At 42.2% G+C, this 16,880-nt stretch carries 11 protein-coding genes, 2 tRNA genes and 3 rRNA genes; 8 read left to right on the top strand and 8 right to left on the bottom strand.

The annotated features are described in order from the left end of the window. Position 1 precedes the first annotated feature (1 nt). The 4 genes from VXM68_RS04865 to VXM68_RS04850 form a co-directional block, all read right to left on the bottom strand. Positions 2-895, bottom strand: coding sequence for an SdiA-regulated domain-containing protein (locus VXM68_RS04865; protein ID WP_293955822.1), 894 nt, complete (start codon positions 893-895; stop codon positions 2-4). A gap of 106 nt (positions 896-1,001) precedes the next feature. Continuing rightward, positions 1,002-3,041 (bottom strand): polyphosphate kinase 1, encoded by a 2,040-nt coding sequence (gene ppk1, locus VXM68_RS04860; protein WP_367210603.1) that lies wholly within the window; start codon positions 3,039-3,041, stop codon positions 1,002-1,004. 160 nt (positions 3,042-3,201) lie between these two features. Further along, positions 3,202-4,374 (bottom strand): Pycsar system effector family protein, encoded by a 1,173-nt coding sequence (locus VXM68_RS04855; RefSeq protein ID WP_367210602.1) that lies wholly within the window; start codon positions 4,372-4,374, stop codon positions 3,202-3,204. Between the two features lie 592 nt (positions 4,375-4,966). Then, positions 4,967-5,329 carry a hypothetical protein gene (locus tag VXM68_RS04850; protein WP_367210601.1) on the bottom strand — a complete coding sequence of 121 codons (363 nt, stop codon included), beginning with the start codon at positions 5,327-5,329 and terminating at the stop codon, positions 4,967-4,969. 409 nt (positions 5,330-5,738) lie between these two features. Between VXM68_RS04850 and VXM68_RS04845 the strand changes: the two genes are divergently transcribed. The 6 genes from VXM68_RS04845 to VXM68_RS04820 all read left to right on the top strand — a co-directional run bounded on the left by VXM68_RS04845 (position 5,739) and on the right by VXM68_RS04820 (position 11,413). After that, positions 5,739-7,266: ribosomal RNA gene (locus VXM68_RS04845) — 16S ribosomal RNA — on the top strand. Between the two features lie 123 nt (positions 7,267-7,389). Beyond that, positions 7,390-7,463, top strand: a tRNA-Ile gene (locus VXM68_RS04840). Positions 7,464-7,474: 11 nt separating this feature from the next. After that, positions 7,475-7,548, top strand: a tRNA-Ala gene (locus VXM68_RS04835). Positions 7,549-7,778: 230 nt separating this feature from the next. Further along, positions 7,779-10,660, top strand: a 23S ribosomal RNA gene (locus VXM68_RS04830). Between the two features lie 127 nt (positions 10,661-10,787). Continuing rightward, a 5S ribosomal RNA gene (gene rrf, locus VXM68_RS04825) occupies positions 10,788-10,899 on the top strand. The 16S, 23S and 5S rRNA genes sit together here with 2 tRNA genes alongside, the layout of an rRNA operon. 298 nt (positions 10,900-11,197) lie before the next feature. Further along, a complete protein-coding gene (locus VXM68_RS04820) occupies positions 11,198-11,413 on the top strand; it encodes a hypothetical protein (protein ID WP_367210600.1) in 216 nt (71 codons plus the stop codon). A gap of 569 nt (positions 11,414-11,982) precedes the next feature. Here VXM68_RS04820 and VXM68_RS04815 read toward each other — a convergent pair. Beyond that, entirely contained in the window at positions 11,983-12,369 is a 387-nt protein-coding gene (locus VXM68_RS04815; protein ID WP_209582119.1) for an SRPBCC domain-containing protein, read from the bottom strand. An 88-nt stretch (positions 12,370-12,457) separates the two neighbouring features. Between VXM68_RS04815 and VXM68_RS04810 the strand changes: the two genes are divergently transcribed. Further along, positions 12,458-13,819: an RNA methyltransferase gene (locus VXM68_RS04810; protein WP_294186149.1), complete on the top strand. Its 1,362-nt coding sequence runs from the start codon at positions 12,458-12,460 to the stop codon at positions 13,817-13,819. A gap of 60 nt (positions 13,820-13,879) precedes the next feature. On the opposite strand, the gene coaBC is transcribed toward VXM68_RS04810, so the two are convergent. The 3 genes from coaBC to VXM68_RS04795 are packed head-to-tail and all read right to left on the bottom strand — an operon-like array spanning position 13,880 to position 16,329. Continuing rightward, on the bottom strand, positions 13,880-15,076 hold the full coding sequence (gene coaBC / locus VXM68_RS04805; protein WP_367210599.1) for a bifunctional phosphopantothenoylcysteine decarboxylase/phosphopantothenate--cysteine ligase CoaBC: 1,197 nt from the start codon (positions 15,074-15,076) through the stop codon (positions 13,880-13,882). Positions 15,077-15,086: 10 nt separating this feature from the next. After that, entirely contained in the window at positions 15,087-15,416 is a 330-nt protein-coding gene (locus VXM68_RS04800; protein ID WP_293957344.1) for a DNA-directed RNA polymerase subunit omega, read from the bottom strand. After that, the gene (locus VXM68_RS04795; protein ID WP_293957343.1) at positions 15,400-16,329 is read right to left on the bottom strand and encodes an outer membrane protein assembly factor BamD; all 930 of its coding nucleotides are present in this window, start codon (positions 16,327-16,329) and stop codon (positions 15,400-15,402) included. The genes VXM68_RS04800 and VXM68_RS04795 overlap by 17 nt, the downstream gene beginning before the upstream one ends. Before the next feature lie 242 nt (positions 16,330-16,571). Here VXM68_RS04795 and VXM68_RS04790 point away from each other — a divergent pair, with 242 nt between their 5' ends. After that, a complete protein-coding gene (locus VXM68_RS04790) occupies positions 16,572-16,847 on the top strand; it encodes a NifU family protein (protein ID WP_209582127.1) in 276 nt (91 codons plus the stop codon). Positions 16,848-16,880: the final 33 nt, after the last annotated feature.

Here is a 16,880-nt window from a genome sequence, read left to right as displayed (position 1 = left end):
CCTATTGTTTTTCAAATTTATAAATGATCCCTTTATCCTGATTGCCAGCTTCGCTGCTGACATAAAGATTCAGTTTAGAATCAAAGTTAATACCTTCGGGTTGAGGAAAGATCTTCCGGTCTAATGGAAAGAGCGATTTTACACGAAAATTCTCATCCGTCACAACAAGAGCTTTGTCTACCGAAGATAAGATGTACCACTCTTTACTATCCGCTTTTTTTGCTAAAGCTGATGGTTTAAAGGTCTTTTTGATTTTAGTATCAAAAGCACGAAGCTCATCAAGCTGAATTGAAAATTCTCCTTTCGGCTGGAATTGACTGTTTTCGTCAATTGAAAAGATGTATCCAGAGGTTTGTGGCTGCTTTCTATCGACCTTGCATTCCTTACATAATACATATGCCTGGTTACTTTCGCGATCGATAAAAAGCCCTTCGTATTCTCCTTTTGGAAGTAAATTCTTCTGTTCGAAAACATTTTTTATATTATCCTTTTCTGCAATAGGAAAAGAATATATGCTGCCATTACTCTTTAAGATAAAGAAATGTGTATTGCTTATCGAGATATCTTCATAGTCGCCATCTTTCCCAAAAGGGGTGAAGGTGACTTTTTGTGTGGGCTGGTTAAACTTATATAGAAAGCCCTGTTCATCCTGAATGGCATAAATATCATCATCCTGCCCCGGAAGAAAGGTGATCCCTGATATTTCCAGTAATTCGTTAGGTAAACTCATCTTGCTGCCCGAAGATAATGTGTAGGGAATGCTTAGTGATTTTTCAGCTTGAACATAAGCTAGTTTGTTGCTGTTTTCTTTGGTTGTATTATTTGGGTTGCAGGCAAGTAAAATAGCCGATAATAGACTTAAGATAGCAGTTGTATGTAGGGTGGTTTTTTTCATATTTCTATTAGTATGTTTTCATTTGATGCATTCGGGGGCCTTTCAGAACAAATTTAGATACCATGTTTTTAGTCTCGGACTTTCAAATTACGTATGTTATTATGAATTACCTAATTGAATAGGTACACTGTTCCATTTTAGCTTTTAAATAATCAGGGATTTGCTGTTGCGAAACATTTTTATGCTGTGTTTCTATCGCTTGGTTTTGCCCCTTGTCATTCAGTGATGTAGCTTCGGTGTCGTCCGAAAACTGGATATCAAACATCTCTTGTATTTGACGTGCCAATGCCGGATCAAGCAGCGGAAAGCAAGTTTCTATACGGCGGTAAATGTTGCGGTTCATCCAGTCTGATGAGCCGAGATAAACGAGCGTTTGGGTCGGATATTGAAAAATAAATATTCTTCCGTGTTCTAAATATCTTCCTACAATCCTTTTCACGGTGATGTTTTCACTTAGTCCCGGTACCTGCGGTTTTAGTCTGCAGATACCCCTGATCAACAACTCTAGCTTTACCCCTGCCCTGCTCGCTTCATATAATTTGTTGATTAACGATTCTTCTTCCAGATTGTTTAATTTAATTTTTATTGTTGCTGGAGCTCCAGCTTGAGCTGCATGGATGGCTTGGTCAATCAGCTCTAAAAACGTAAGCTTGAGGTTGAACTGTGCTACTAGTAGATGGTCAAATGATAGTTCATTTGGGTTGTGGGGTTTCCTTCGTGCCGGAAGAAACTCAAATAGCAAATTTAATTCGTAGGTCAGCAGCTTATGAGAAGTGATAAGGAAATAGTCTGTATAAACCTTAGCTGTTTTTTCATTTAGATTTCCCGTACCCAGTAAAGCACTTTGTCGGCCTGCCTGACGTTTGACCAGTGCTATTTTGGCGTGAACTTTTAAGTTTGGGATACTGTAGGTGATTTTTACGCCGTTTTCTTTCATCAGTCGAGACCAATGTATATTATTAGCTTCATCAAAGCGCGCTTTCAATTCTACAAATACATTGACCTGTTTTCCATTTTTCGCTGCGGTAGCTAATGCTTGTGCAATACGCGAATCGCCTGCTATACGGTATAAAGTCGTATAAATCTCGTCTACGGTTGGATCTATCGCAGCCTCGTTAAAAAAACGCAGTATGGGGTCGAACGATTCATAGGGAGTACAGATCAACATATCTTCCCGGTCTATTTGATCAAAGATAGATTCTTCGAAATTGTTATCGGTATTGATTTGTAGTTGTTTCGGATACAAAAGGTTCTCTATTTTAATTGGGAATGAGAAGAGGTCCTTCAAGTTGTGGTAGTTTCCGCCTTCAACAATGCTACTTTTCCGTAGGTCGAATAAGGCTGCAAGTCTTTCAATTAGCCGCTCTGGTAGATTAGGTTGATAGAGAAAGCGCGTCGCATAGCCAAGATCACGTTTGTTGACCTCCGATTCGATTTTCTGTGCAATATCGCCTTCAAATTCGTCTTGAAGATTTAACTCGGCATCTCTTGTGATTTTAAAGGAATAGAAACTTAATGATAAATTTCGTATAGCCATGGGCAGAAATGCTTTGATTATATCATCTATTAGGACAACATATTTGCCGTTGTTGGTCTCGCAGGTAAAAAATCGACCAATATAGTTTGATGGGATATTTAGAAATGTTACTGCTCCTGTATTTTCATCCTCAACGACGAAGTATAGCTGATTATTGTCTGGAAAAAATGACGTATCATCGATCGGGATAATTTGCAGATAGGAAGCAATTGTATTGAAAAAATAGTGTGCAGTTAGGCCCTTTATTTCTTCGGGAATAGCTTGGTTGTAAATAAAAAATATACTTTCTTTCGCTAATTCTTGAATAATATCAGTGAGTAAGAGCCCGAATTTTTCCTGTTGTTTGTGTATGAATTTTGACGCTTTTTTATATGTAGCGATGTCTATGTTAGGGATGAGCTCTTGCGGATTTTGTTTTATTATTTTTTTTCCAGCCATCAGTACAGGCATTCTAACGCGATAAAATTCATCCAGATTGGATGAAAAAATAGCTAGAAATTGCAGTTTTTCCAATAGAGGGACCTCTTGACGACCAGCTTGGTCAAGAACCCTATCATTAAACGACAACCAGCTAATGTCTCTGTTTATATAAAGATCTTTCATCATCATCCGTATACTTTTTTTGTTATAGCAGTCTATTTGGGAAAACATCGATACTTGATGTCGGTCTATTTTAAGCTAATGATTGAATTCATTGGACTTTTTGGATAAAATAAAAGAAAGTACATGAATTTTGATTATGAGGAACTAAGACGGTCTTTATCGGAAATTAAAGTAGGGTGGCTCCGATAAAAGAAACGACTGATATCACAAGTCCAAACATAAAAACTCCATATGCGTATCGTAGAAGTTTGTATTTTCGGCCTAATACCACACCTTGCGAATAAACATCCTTGGTAAGCATGCCATATAGAAATTCCGAATCGACCATTACCTTCTGCATGCCTTCGTTGTAGTCGTCGAGTTTCATCTTGTAAAAATTCCCAAAAAAGAGCAGATTGACTGATTTTTGTTCGATTTCCTCTTTTGAGAATTTACCAGAGGGAATTTTGGGGATTGTTGACAATATTGCCATGACCATGGTTGCTACCACGGCCGTTGTTAAGATAATTGTTGGGATAATAAGGTGCTCGTTGGCATCTAGTTTCCGAAATAAGACAGCAATCACGACGGAAAGGATAATAGAATTGACGGTTAATAAAATATTAGCCTTATTGTCTGCCATATCACTTAATCGTTGATTGTTTGATGAAGTAATCCGGAACATAGTCTCTATTCCGCGTTCAGGCTTGCCACTTTTCTCTTTGTCTTTCTTATCTTCTTTGTTTTTCTTGATGGATTTCTCTTGTTTTTTTTCCAGTTCCTTTAAATTCATCTCCTTTTTGGCATTAAGCTTTTGTTGTGCATATTCAGTATGGTAATGATGGCTCATTAGGAGTTTTATCGTACCGGCTCGCCATACATCTTTGTCAATCTCTTTTCCTAACACCGCTTCCGCTTCTGCTTTCATAAGTTTATTTCTAGTAACAAAATCATCACTTCCAAAATGAAATAAGTCAGCATCGCAGAGAATTTGCTCAAGCAGGTTTGTTGGATCCTGAGGCATTCGAGTTGCTAAAATACAACCTTTAATTTTTTCCTGTACACCCTGCGGTATAGCTTTTTCTCTCAGAAATTCCAAGGCAATTTCGACACTTCTCTTTTCATGGCCAATGGCATTGTCGGATTGAACATACCCAAGATCATGAAAGTAGGCTGCGCTAATAACAATAAAGTGCTCCTCCGCTCCTAATTGGTAATACCGCAAAATTTCCTCCGCCGCACTCACAACGGAACGTGTGTGTATCGTATTATGGAAGCAGTGGCAGACTGAAATATTTTCTGTAATATAATTTTCAGCATATTCTTCTACCTGTTTTAAAAGCTGAGCGTAATCTATCATGGATCAATATGATTTTATTTCGAATAAAAGTATCTAATATCTTTAATTTCTTAAAAATAAGACCTCCTTATTATTTATTATCCTACATCAAATTTACAGAAAAAAGAGCTATTCAGGTAGCGATTAATTCTATACGCTATAATAAATACATTATTGGTATGGTCAGATGGGTAATCCAATAGTATTTCCGTATAATACATTTGCTTGATGAGAGGTTGCTCACATTAAGGTTAGGTACGATGTTTCAACTAAATGCTTTATCGATTCTACTCCTCTTATTCCTTAATGTAGAATTTGTATACCTATAGCTTAGCCTTAAGTTAGGTTTAGTATGGGTTAGACCTATACTAAACCTAAACAAACCCTAACTAAACCCTAACTAAACCCTAAACTAAGCTATAACATGGTAGCGTCTTTGATGCCTTCGATAGGCCGTCCTATATTACGCATTCGGCAGGCCATTTAGCACGGCGCTGCCTGCGGCATACAACCTAATCACGAGACCACGCTTTAGTGCCCAGTGAACGTAATACAATTTGCTCCTACAATGCTGCGGTGCCGGCCTAACACGGCGGTGCCAACGGCATGCAACCTACACAAGATACCGGTCAGGAGTGCCGCGGTGCGCCTTCCACCGGCTTCGTCCTCCCGGGCCATTCAGCTCGGCGCTACCTGCTGCATGCAACCTGGGCAAGATACCGGTCATGAGCCCCGGCGCGTGTGTTCCACATACTTCGACTTCTCCAGCAAGGTCGTATAGCGCAGCTGCTGGCCGCCCGCCTCCCCGCCCGGAGAACCTTTCACCGGCCATCTGCCCCTTAAATTCCGCTCCGGGAGACTGATTCCCAAAAATAATCTTCCATCCTTCCAGCGAGTTATGTCCAAAATGAAATAAATAAGAACAAAAGGCTTGGAAGTTTGTTTGTAAACTTCCTATCTTTGCACCACTCCGCAAGGGAGGGACGGTTGCTTCGAGAGAAGGAACCCTGAAAAAAGAAGGGTTTAAGAGAAGTCTGGCAGGATCTAAAATCCCGCCCGGTTTATTTTAAACGCGGAAATCGAAAAAAGCGAAAAAAAAACTTCAAAAAGTTTTTGGAAGTTCAAAAAAGATTTCTACCTTTGCAGTCCCAACGGAAACGGAGGGAAAAACAAAAAAGATAAAGACGGCCTGGTGCCATCGGAATAAAGCGGATACGGAAGTTGAAGCGACAAAGTTCTTTAAGAAAACACAATCATGTAAGCGTGACGAGTAGACAAACGAAAGTCATGAACAAATTCAAGTAATTGTTCGATTCGATCCAAGATCAGAGATATAAAAAAGAATTCTGATTATTATAAATAGTTGGAATCAAAAACTTCATTTTACAATGGAGAGTTTGATCCTGGCTCAGGATGAACGCTAGCGGCAGGCCTAATACATGCAAGTCGGACGGGATCCGGTGGTAGCTTGCTACCACTGGTGAGAGTGGCGCACGGGTGCGTAACGCGTGAGCAACCTACCTCTATCAGGGGGATAGCCTCTCGAAAGAGAGATTAACACCGCATAATATAATTTCCCGGCATCGGGAAATTATTAAATATTTATAGGATAGAGATGGGCTCGCGTGACATTAGCTAGTTGGTAGGGTAACGGCTTACCAAGGCGACGATGTCTAGGGGCTCTGAGAGGAGAATCCCCCACACTGGTACTGAGACACGGACCAGACTCCTACGGGAGGCAGCAGTAAGGAATATTGGTCAATGGGCGGAAGCCTGAACCAGCCATGCCGCGTGCAGGATGACTGCCCTATGGGTTGTAAACTGCTTTTGTCCAGGAATAAACCTAGATACGTGTATCTGGCTGAATGTACTGGAAGAATAAGGATCGGCTAACTCCGTGCCAGCAGCCGCGGTAATACGGAGGATCCGAGCGTTATCCGGATTTATTGGGTTTAAAGGGTGCGTAGGCGGCCTGTTAAGTCAGGGGTGAAATACGGTGGCTCAACCATCGCAGTGCCTTTGATACTGACGGGCTTGAATCCATTTGAAGTGGGCGGAATAAGACAAGTAGCGGTGAAATGCATAGATATGTCTTAGAACTCCGATTGCGAAGGCAGCTCACTAAGCTGGTATTGACGCTGATGCACGAAAGCGTGGGGATCGAACAGGATTAGATACCCTGGTAGTCCACGCCCTAAACGATGATAACTCGATGTTGGCGATAGACAGCCAGCGTCCCAGCGAAAGCGTTAAGTTATCCACCTGGGGAGTACGCCCGCAAGGGTGAAACTCAAAGGAATTGACGGGGGCCCGCACAAGCGGAGGAGCATGTGGTTTAATTCGATGATACGCGAGGAACCTTACCCGGGCTTGAAAGTTAGTGAAGGATGCAGAGACGCATCCGTCCTTCGGGACACGAAACTAGGTGCTGCATGGCTGTCGTCAGCTCGTGCCGTGAGGTGTTGGGTTAAGTCCCGCAACGAGCGCAACCCCTATGTTTAGTTGCCAGCATGTAGTGGTGGGGACTCTAAACAGACTGCCTGCGCAAGCAGAGAGGAAGGTGGGGACGACGTCAAGTCATCATGGCCCTTACGTCCGGGGCTACACACGTGCTACAATGGATGGTACAGCGGGCAGCTACATAGCAATATGATGCTAATCTCTAAAAGCCATTCACAGTTCGGATTGGGGTCTGCAACTCGACCCCATGAAGTTGGATTCGCTAGTAATCGCGTATCAGCAATGACGCGGTGAATACGTTCCCGGGCCTTGTACACACCGCCCGTCAAGCCATGAAAGTTGGGGGTACCTAAAGCATGTTACCGCAAGGAGCGTGTTAGGGTAAAACCGATAATTGGGGCTAAGTCGTAACAAGGTAGCCGTACCGGAAGGTGCGGCTGGAATACCTCCTTTCTAGAGTATCGCGGATCGGTACTCGTCACGTTACATATGATTGCAAAAGAAGAAAAACATCAGAAGAAAGTGCCCGCCCCTAAGGGAGCAGGACCGAGAGAGATAGATGAACAGGAAATAGCTAGTCCCGTAGCTCAGTTGGTTAGAGCACTACACTGATAATGTAGGGGTCAGCAGTTCAAATCTGCTCGGGACTACGAAAATTAAAGGGGAATTAGCTCAGCTGGCTAGAGCACCTGCCTTGCACGCAGGGGGTCAACGGTTCGAATCCGTTATTCTCCACATCTCCGGGAGGAACATCGACAGATGCTCCATAAAAAAAGCCGGAAAAAGAGTTCTTTGACATATTGAAAGAGAAAAAAAATTACAAGAGAAGACAACAGTATAGAGACAATACGTGTATGTGTCTGATGTAGAGAGGAGACCCTCGGTCAAGGCCGAACGAATCTTTACGTAGCATAGGTGTATATATATCAAAAGCAGCCGCATAGTGGCAAAAGGCTATGCCGGTGAAGAAAGTAAATAAGGGCACACGGGGGATGCCTAGGCTCTCAGAGGCGAAGAAGGACGTGATAAGCTGCGATAAGCTGCGGGGATTGGCAAATGCGACGTGATCCGTAGATTTCCGAATGGGGCAACCTGGCTATTTGAAGAATAGCCGTATAAAACGCGAACGCGCTGAACTGAAACATCTAAGTAGGCGTAGGAGAAGAAAATAACAATGATTTCCCAAGTAGTGGCGAGCGAACGGGAAAGAGCCCAAACCGTTTATGTTACGGCATAGACGGGGTTGTAGGACCACGAGATTGTACAATGCTATGAACTGGAAGCAGGTGGGAAACTGCGCGACAAGGGTGAGAGCCCCGTACAGGTAAAGAATGTTGACATAGTGGTATCCTGAGTACCGCGGGACCGGAGAAATCCTGTGGGAATCCACCAGCACCATCTGGTAAGGCTAAATACTCCTGAGAGACCGATAGTGAACCAGTACCGTGAGGGAAAGGTGAAAAGAACCCCGAACAGGGGAGTGAAAAGAACCTGAAACCGTGTGCTTACAAGCGGTTGGAGCAGACGAGTTCTGTGACAGCGTGCCTTTTGCATAATGAGCCTACGAGTTACTCTTGTCTGGCAAGGTTAAGTCCTTCAGGGACGCAGCCGAAGCGAAAGCGAGTCTTAATAGGGCGGATAGTCAGATGAGGTAGACGCGAAACCTTGTGATCTACCCTTGGGCAGGTTGAAGTTGCAGTAACATGTAATGGAGGACCGAACCGATAAACGTTGAAAAGTTTCCGGATGACCTGAGGGTAGGGGTGAAAGGCCAATCAAACTGGGAAATAGCTCGTACTCCCCGAAATGTTTTTAGGAACAGCGTCGGCGTAGAGTTTGATAGAGGTAGAGCTACCGATTGGGTGCGGGGGAGTCAAATCCTACCAAATCCAGACGAACTCCGAATGCTATCAAATATAGCCGGCAGTGAGGCTTTGGGTGCTAAGGTCCAAGGCCGAGAGGGAAAGAACCCAGACCATCAGCTAAGGTCCCCAAATTCGTTCTAAGTTGAACTAACGAGGTCCGGTTGCCCAGACAGCTAGGATGTTGGCTTGGAAGCAGCCATTCATTTAAAGAGTGCGTAACAGCTCACTAGTCGAGCGGCCGGGCGTGGATAATAAACGGGCATCAAGAACGGTACCGAAGCTATGGATTTGCACTGAAAGATGTACATCTGGTAGGGGAGCATTCCATCGCCGGAGAAGCACAGTGGTAATGCTGTGTGGAGGTTATGGAAAAGCAAATGTAGGCATAAGTAACGATAAGGCGGGTGAGAAACCCGCCCACCGAAAGACCAAGGTTTCCTGATCAACGTTAATCGGATCAGGGTCAGTCGGGACCTAAGGCGCACCCGAAAGGGGCAAGCCGATGGACAACTGGTTAATATTCCAGTACTCTTCATAACTGCGATGTGGTGACGGAGTAGTGACACTGCCGCGAACTGACGGAATAGTTCGTTGAAAGGCGTAGGTATTGGGGTTGTAGGCAAATCCGCAACTCTAGCTGAAACCCAATAGTACAGCAAAGCTCCGGTGGCGCTGATAGAGCAGGTAAACAGACTTCCAAGAAAACCCGCTAAGCTTCAGGTTATGAAGACCCGTACCGCAAACCGACACAGGTGGTCGAGGAGAGAATCCTAAGGTGCTCGAGTGAGTCATGGCTAAGGAACTCGGCAAAATGGCCCTGTAACTTCGGGAGAAGGGGCGCTGTCTCGAAAGAGCAGCCGCAGTGAAAAGGCCCAGGCGACTGTTTAACAAAAACATATGGCTTTGCAAAATCGCAAGATGAAGTATAAGGCCTGACACCTGCCCGGTGCTGGAAGGTTAAGAGGGGATGTCATCGCAAGAGAAGCATTGAATCGAAGCCCCAGTAAACGGCGGCCGTAACTATAACGGTCCTAAGGTAGCGAAATTCCTTGTCGGGTAAGTTCCGACCTGCACGAATGGTGTAACGATCTGGGCGCTGTCTCAGCCATGAGCTCGGTGAAATTGTGGTATCGGTGAAGACGCCGATTACCCGCAACGGGACGGAAAGACCCCATGCACCTTCACTATAGCTTAACATTGAGATTGGGTACAGGATGTGTAGGATAGGCGGGAGATGTTGAAGTGGCTTCGCCAGGAGTCATGGAATCAACCTTGAAATACCGCCCTTTCTGTATCCGGTTTCTAACTCGGCAATGCCGAGGACATTGTTTGGTGGGTAGTTTGACTGGGGTGGTCGCCTCCAAAAAGGTAACGGAGGCTTTCAAAGGTAAGCTCAGTACGCTTGGTAACCGTACGCGGAGTGCAATGGCATAAGCTTGCTTGACTGTGAGACCGACAAGTCGAACAGGGTCGAAAGACGGACATAGTGATCCGGTGGTTCTGTATGGAAGGGCCATCGCTCAAAGGATAAAAGGTACGCTGGGGATAACAGGCTGATCTCCCCCAAGAGCTCATATCGACGGGGAGGTTTGGCACCTCGATGTCGGCTCGTCACATCCTGGGGCTGGAGAAGGTCCCAAGGGTTGGGCTGTTCGCCCATTAAAGTGGCACGCGAGCTGGGTTCAGAACGTCGCGAGACAGTTCGGTCCCTATCTGTTGTGGGCGTTGGAAGTTTGAGTGGATCTGACCTTAGTACGAGAGGACCGGGTTGGACAGACCTCTGGTGAACCTGTTATGCCGCCAGGTGTACGGCAGGGTAGCTACGTCTGGAATAGATAAGCGCTGAAAGCATCTAAGTGCGAAACTAGCCACGAGATGAGACTTCCTTATAGGGTCGTAGGAGATGACTACGTTGATAGGCCATAGGTGTAAAGGTTGAGAGACCAAAGCCAAGTGGTACTAATAGCCCGAAGCTTTCTCAAGCAGACAGACACTGTTGTCTTCCTCTTTAATTTTTGAAACGTACAGAAACGTGACTCTTTCAGTATATATGTCAATTGGCATGGATATGCTCATAACTGATCATACCATAGCAGCCAATAAAGATTTTTAGGTGCCTATATCGGCGGTGTCTACCTCTTCCCATTCCGAACAGAGCAGTCAAGCCCGCCAGAGCCGATGGTATTGCCGTAACAGGTGGGAGAGTAGGTCGGTGCCTTTTTTTACACGGAAGCCCTTGCTGGAAACAGTCAAGGGCTTCTTTCGTTTGGATAGGGCCTGGTCTGTTGTAGTATCCGTTTTATTCTGGACGTGTCCGATTTAAACGCAGCAGATGGTTGAATGGGCTGTATTACGGGACGTTAGAATGGATAGGTTAAGAATAGTTCATATAAGTTATCTTGTGAAGGTTTTCGGGATGGGCGGAAAAGTTTAACATTCGATCCTAAGAAAGTAATGGTAACATTTTATAAAGTGGCTTATTAAAATGAATGGTCTATTAGAGGGTACTAACTTATGTAATGAAAAGATATAAATTATTAAGGTTGGGCCAAATGATGACCGCTGTTTTCATACTTATATTTTCCACAACACTGTGTGGTCAAAAGAAAAAGGAGTATGCGGATTGTATTGTTTTTATGAATGGTGATAGCTTATACGGAAGAGTTTCTTCAGTTAAAGATGGAAAATTAATTTGGAGTGATGGGGATGAGCAAATGGAATTTTTTCTAAACTAGGTTTATCGTGTTTATCAAATAAGCAAAGACAACGTATTCGCTCCTTCTTATATAGAAAAGGATTGGAAAAGGTCAAAAATACAAAGCCTCAGGTTTTTCGGATAAATAAAGGAAAATCAGGGGGAATTGAAATTTGCTGAACTGGTTCAGGATGGTCAAATGATGGTTTATCATTTTAAAAGTTCAAGCTTTGCAGTTGACGCGGGAACATCCGGGGCTCTTATCGGTTTCACAACAACGAAATATTGGTGTGTTCTTAAACGCTGTTCGGGAGAGATAATTGAATTGAATTGAATGATGTTGTGGAAGATATTCTAGGTCATGATGTGAAAAAAAGGGCCAAAAGCATTATCAGCATTAATAAAAGATGAACCTATAATTTTAAAGGAATTCTTACTTGAGCGAAAATATAGCTACAAATTGTTTCTAAATTATATAAAAAGATACAATGAAGTCAGGTTAAAAAAAAAGCTGGATCGGAAATCGCTGGGGAATATTTAGTTTACTAGGTTATTGGCGTCATTTATAACGCCAATAATCTAGTAAAAGATATTGTGGGGTATAGGAGTTTACCCTTCCTCCGTATAAAAATCAATTAATGAGGATATATAAGGATCTTCCCAACCGTCCGAGATGTTTTCAAAATCTTCATCGGGTATATTTGTCTGTCTAATTTCTAGGGACGTTCCTCTTTTATGTTCATGCAGTTTTAGTGTAACGATAGAGGGAGTGTCTGTTTCTCCAAAATACCATTCCTGTACGATTTTTGTCGAAGGTTGTAGTTCCAAGAACCGGCCAGTAATAGCTCCGTCCCATAGAGAGAATTCGCCATTAACAGTAGCGTCTATGGACACCAGATCACCTGTCCAAAGACGAGCCGTAATTTCAGTAGTTAATGCGAGATACAGCTCCTCTGGAGTTGCAGGAATAATAGCATATTTCTTGAATTCTTTCATAATGCAAAGTTACGCTTTCTTGTAATTTACCACTTATTTTGACTTCATTTTTATTTATCTTAATTTTATCGCAAACTATGAGGACAACATGAGTAATTTTCTGCCGAATGCTTTAGTGAAAAAATTAGGAGTGAATCCGTTATTTGATAAAAACGCATTTATAAAAGTACATGAGGAGGGGATTCGGGCTACGGCAATACGCCTTAATCCAAATAAACTGGAAGAATGTCCATTTGACAGTAAGGGTAAAGTGCCTTGGTGTAATGCAGCTTATTATCTCCAAGATCGTCCAGTGTTTACATTAGATCCTTTATTTCATGCCGGTGCTTACTATCCGCAAGATGCCTCTTCCATGTTTATAGATCATATTATTCAATGTTTGAAGCTAAATCTACATGCTGTTCGGGCGTTGGATTTATGTGGCGCTCCCGGCGGAAAGTCTACGTTATTAAACAGCAGCCTCCATCCCGATTCGCTCTTGGTTGCTAATGAAATTATTAAGAGCAGAGTTACAATTTTGCAGGATAATTTAATGAAATGGGGAAATGCTAACACAGTAACAACAAATAATGATCCTGCTGCCTTTAATCGTCTTCCTGGATTTTTCGATTTAATAGTAGTCGACGCGCCTTGCTCTGGGTCTGGTATGTTTAGAAAGGATGCCGATGCCATAGAGGAGTGGTCCGAAGCTAATGTGAAACTTTGTAGTGAAAGGCAACAGCGTATTTTGGCTGAAAGTTTGACAGCCTTGAAGGAGGGGGGCTATCTGTTCTATTCGACCTGTTCTTATTCATCAGAGGAAAATGAAGACATCGTCGATTGGCTATTGGATAGCGGCGATTTTGAATCTGTTGAAATAACGGTTGAAGATAATTGGGGAATTGACCATACTTTTTCTGTGAAGCATCGCGGACACGGCTATCGGTTTTATCCACATAAATTAGGAGGGGAAGGTTTTTTTATTGCTGTTCTTAAGAAAGTTGGTGAACAGGAAATGTTTAATAGAAAAAGGATTAAACCCGAAAAGTCAGATGTGCCCAAAGGGATTTTAAATGATTGGATTTCAAATAGTGATAGTTTGCACACCTTCCTTCATCATGAAGATATATATGTTTTTCCAAAAATGTACGAAAACGATCTAAAATATCTTCAAAATGTACTCTATCTCAAGAATGCAGGAACTAATGTGGGTAAGCTCAATAGGAAAGAGTTAATACCGAGCCATGCATTGGCTTTGAGTAATTATTTAGTAGAGTATAAGGCGGTAGACTTATCGCTTGAGGACGCGCGTAATTACCTTAGAAAGGAGAATATCGTTGTGGATACATTTGCTGGTATCCAAGGATGGGCAATAGCAAGGTTTCAAGGCCAGCGATTGGGCTGGATGAAGGTATTACCTAACCGAATCAATAATTATTATCCAAAAGAACTTCGAATTGTAAATTTATAAGATCTGCTCGTACATCTGTACGAATAGTGTTTCGGGAGTGCTTTCTTATAAAAGTTTTGCCTAAGAAAGGCTGACGATAATTGAGCAGATATCTTCGGCAACTTCCTCTTTCGATTTTAGGCTAAACTCATGGATATTCCCTGATCGTTCAATTATAGTAACCTTATTTGTGTCGGTGGCAAAGCCAGCTCCTTTATCCTGCATGGAATTGAGAACGATAAAATCTAGGTTTTTTCGAATCAATTTATCTTTGGCATTTTCCAACTCGTTATTGGTTTCCAATGCAAATCCAATGAGCAGTTGTTGCTCATTCTTTTTAGCTCCTAAAGTAGCCAGAATATCGACTGTTTTCTTCAGTTCAATAGCGAATTTGTTTTCTTTCTTTTTTATTTTTTGGGAGGCTACATGAATGGGAGTGTAGTCTGCTACAGCAGCGCTCATCACAACAATATCCGCCGTTTGGAAGTGTTCTTCACAAGCACCTAACATATCGGCTGCTGAGGTTACTGAAATTTTAAGAATACCTTGAGGACTTTTCAGGGCGCTGGGTCCTGAAATAAGGGTGACATCCGCTCCAAGTTCTTTGAGTTGCGCAGCGATGGCATAACCCATTTTTCCACTTGAATGATTGCCAATAAAGCGGACTGGGTCTATAGCTTCATAAGTAGGGCCGGCAGATACTAAAGCCTTCTTTCCCGACAAAGGGAGCCCTCGGTCTGAAAATTTAACTAAAAAATCCATTATTTCTTCCGGCTCAGCCATGCGCCCTTCACCTATCAATCCACTAGCTAATTCCCCGTTCTCCGGAGGAATTAAGATATTGCCGTAAGAACTTAGCTTTTTGATATTGGATTGTGTAGAGGGATGTTTCCACATATCTAAATCCATCGCCGGAGCGAATAGCACCGGACACTTCGCTGATAGATATACGGCTGTTAGCAAGTTGTCGCACAATCCAGTAGCCATTTTGGAAATGGTGTTTGCTGTTGCAGGAGCGACTAAAATGTAATCAGCAGATAGCGCGATTTCGACATGATTATTCCATTCCCCGGTATTTGGCTGGTAATAATCAATAAGCACTGGTTTTTTGGAAAGTGTAGAAAGTGTAAGCGGCGTGATAAAGGCCGTGGCTTCTTTTGACATAATTACGTTAATCTGGGCATCTGCTTTTATCAACATGCGGATGAGGGGTGCAATCTTGTATGCGGCAATACTGCCGCATACAGCAATTACAATATTTTTCCCAGCTAAAGCCATTTTTTACGGATTAGTCCTGCTCTTTCGAAGGATTTCTGTAGTACACTTTATCGTTTAAAAATTCATCGATTGCAACCAAAGTAGGCTTTGGCATACGCTCATAATGTTTTGAAATCTCTATTTGTTCGCGGTTTTCGAATACCTCTTCCAAGTTATCGTTATTACTTGCAAACTCCGCAAGTTTTCCGTTCAATTCTTCTTTAATGTCTACTGCAATTTGGTTCGCGCGTTTAGAAATAACTACAATAGATTCATAGAGATTGTCAGTGCCTTTGTCCAATTGTCTCAAGTCACGTGTAACTGTAGAATTTGGAATTGAATTATTATTTTTTTGACTCATCTTTTTGGGTATTTTCTTGTTCTTTTTTCGCCTTTTGTTCTTTGATATATGCTTCCTGTTCTGAAAGAGCCTTATTATAATCTTTCACCTGGGAGAGTGCAGTTTTAATGCCTTTTTCAGAATTTTCCCGAAGGGATTCTGCTTCCTTCATATGCTTGCTGTTTGGAAAATTACTTGCGAAGTTACGGTAATAATCCAAAGCTTCATCAAATCTACTTTCTTGTTTCAGGAAGATACTTTTTGATGCATATATGTATTGAGCCTTTAATGTCAAAAACTCAATTTCTTCTGCATATTTTGTATCAGGGTATTCTTTTAGGACATTTTGCAAAGCAATGACCGCCGCCCTATAATCATCATTAAGCCCCATGTCGTAATACAGTCTTGCATTGGCAAAAGCTTTAAGCTCTAGCTTATCTCTTAACTTCTGAATAAGATCAGAGGCTTCTTTAGATCGCTCAGATTCGGGATAAAGATTAACAAAGAGCTGTAATGCGTCAATTGCCTTTCGTGTATTTGCTTGATCCAATGTTGATCTTGGAGAATCCAAGTAATAGCAATAGGCATGCATAAACCTACATTCTTCTGCTCTTGCACTATTGGGGTATACATCAGCAAAATCTTTAAAGTGAAATGCCGCTGACGTATAATCTTTCAAACGGTAATTGGCAAATGCCAAATAATAGTAAATATTTTCTGCTTCAGCTTGTCCGCGGAATTTCGTCCGCAAGTCATCAAACAAAACTAACGCCTTGGTATATTTCTTTTTTTCATAAAGTTTTACAGCCTCTTCGTATTTTTGAGCGATATTATTGCTTGCGCGCAATTTCTCAAATTTACTCTTACAACCAGTAAATACCAATAGAAACATCATGCCGGCACAGATAGCCGCTATACGCCTATTTAAAAACATTTTACAAAGATAAGTGAATTTGTTATACTAATCAATTAAATTTTATTGCGCAATATAGTTTAATAATTTTTTGATCGCAAAAACATGATTTCTTATTAACATACTTTAACTCGATCAACAGCGCGAGATGAAGATATTGTCATATACTTGTTGTTTTTGTGGGGGCATTTAGGCCTAAGAATATACATTTTAAAATATTTGACTATCTTTACATATTACAATCATTGAATAGCATTAAGAGTATGACATTAAAAGAAAAAGTTGAGCAAGCACTAGATACCTTGAGACCATATTTGGAAACTGATGGCGGAAATGTGAGTGTCGAAGAGATCACAGCGGATAATGTCGTGCGTTTAAAATTATTGGGAGCATGTGCTTCATGTTCAATGAGTATCATGACCTTCAAAGCGGGCTTAGAACAGGCAATAAGGAAGGCTGTTCCTGAAATTACAGCTGTTGAGGCAATTAATTTAACAGATCCCGACTCTCCCGAAGCGACTCTACCCCCTGTTAATTAGTTGTGCTCTTAACACAATTTAACGGCTAGTTCG

Source organism: Sphingobacterium sp. R2 (assembly GCF_040760075.1).
In the GTDB taxonomy this organism is placed as follows: Bacteria; Bacteroidota; Bacteroidia; order Sphingobacteriales; family Sphingobacteriaceae; genus Sphingobacterium.
The sequence above is the reverse complement of the archived record's forward strand: the minus strand, read 5'-3'. Positions and strand labels throughout refer to the sequence as shown.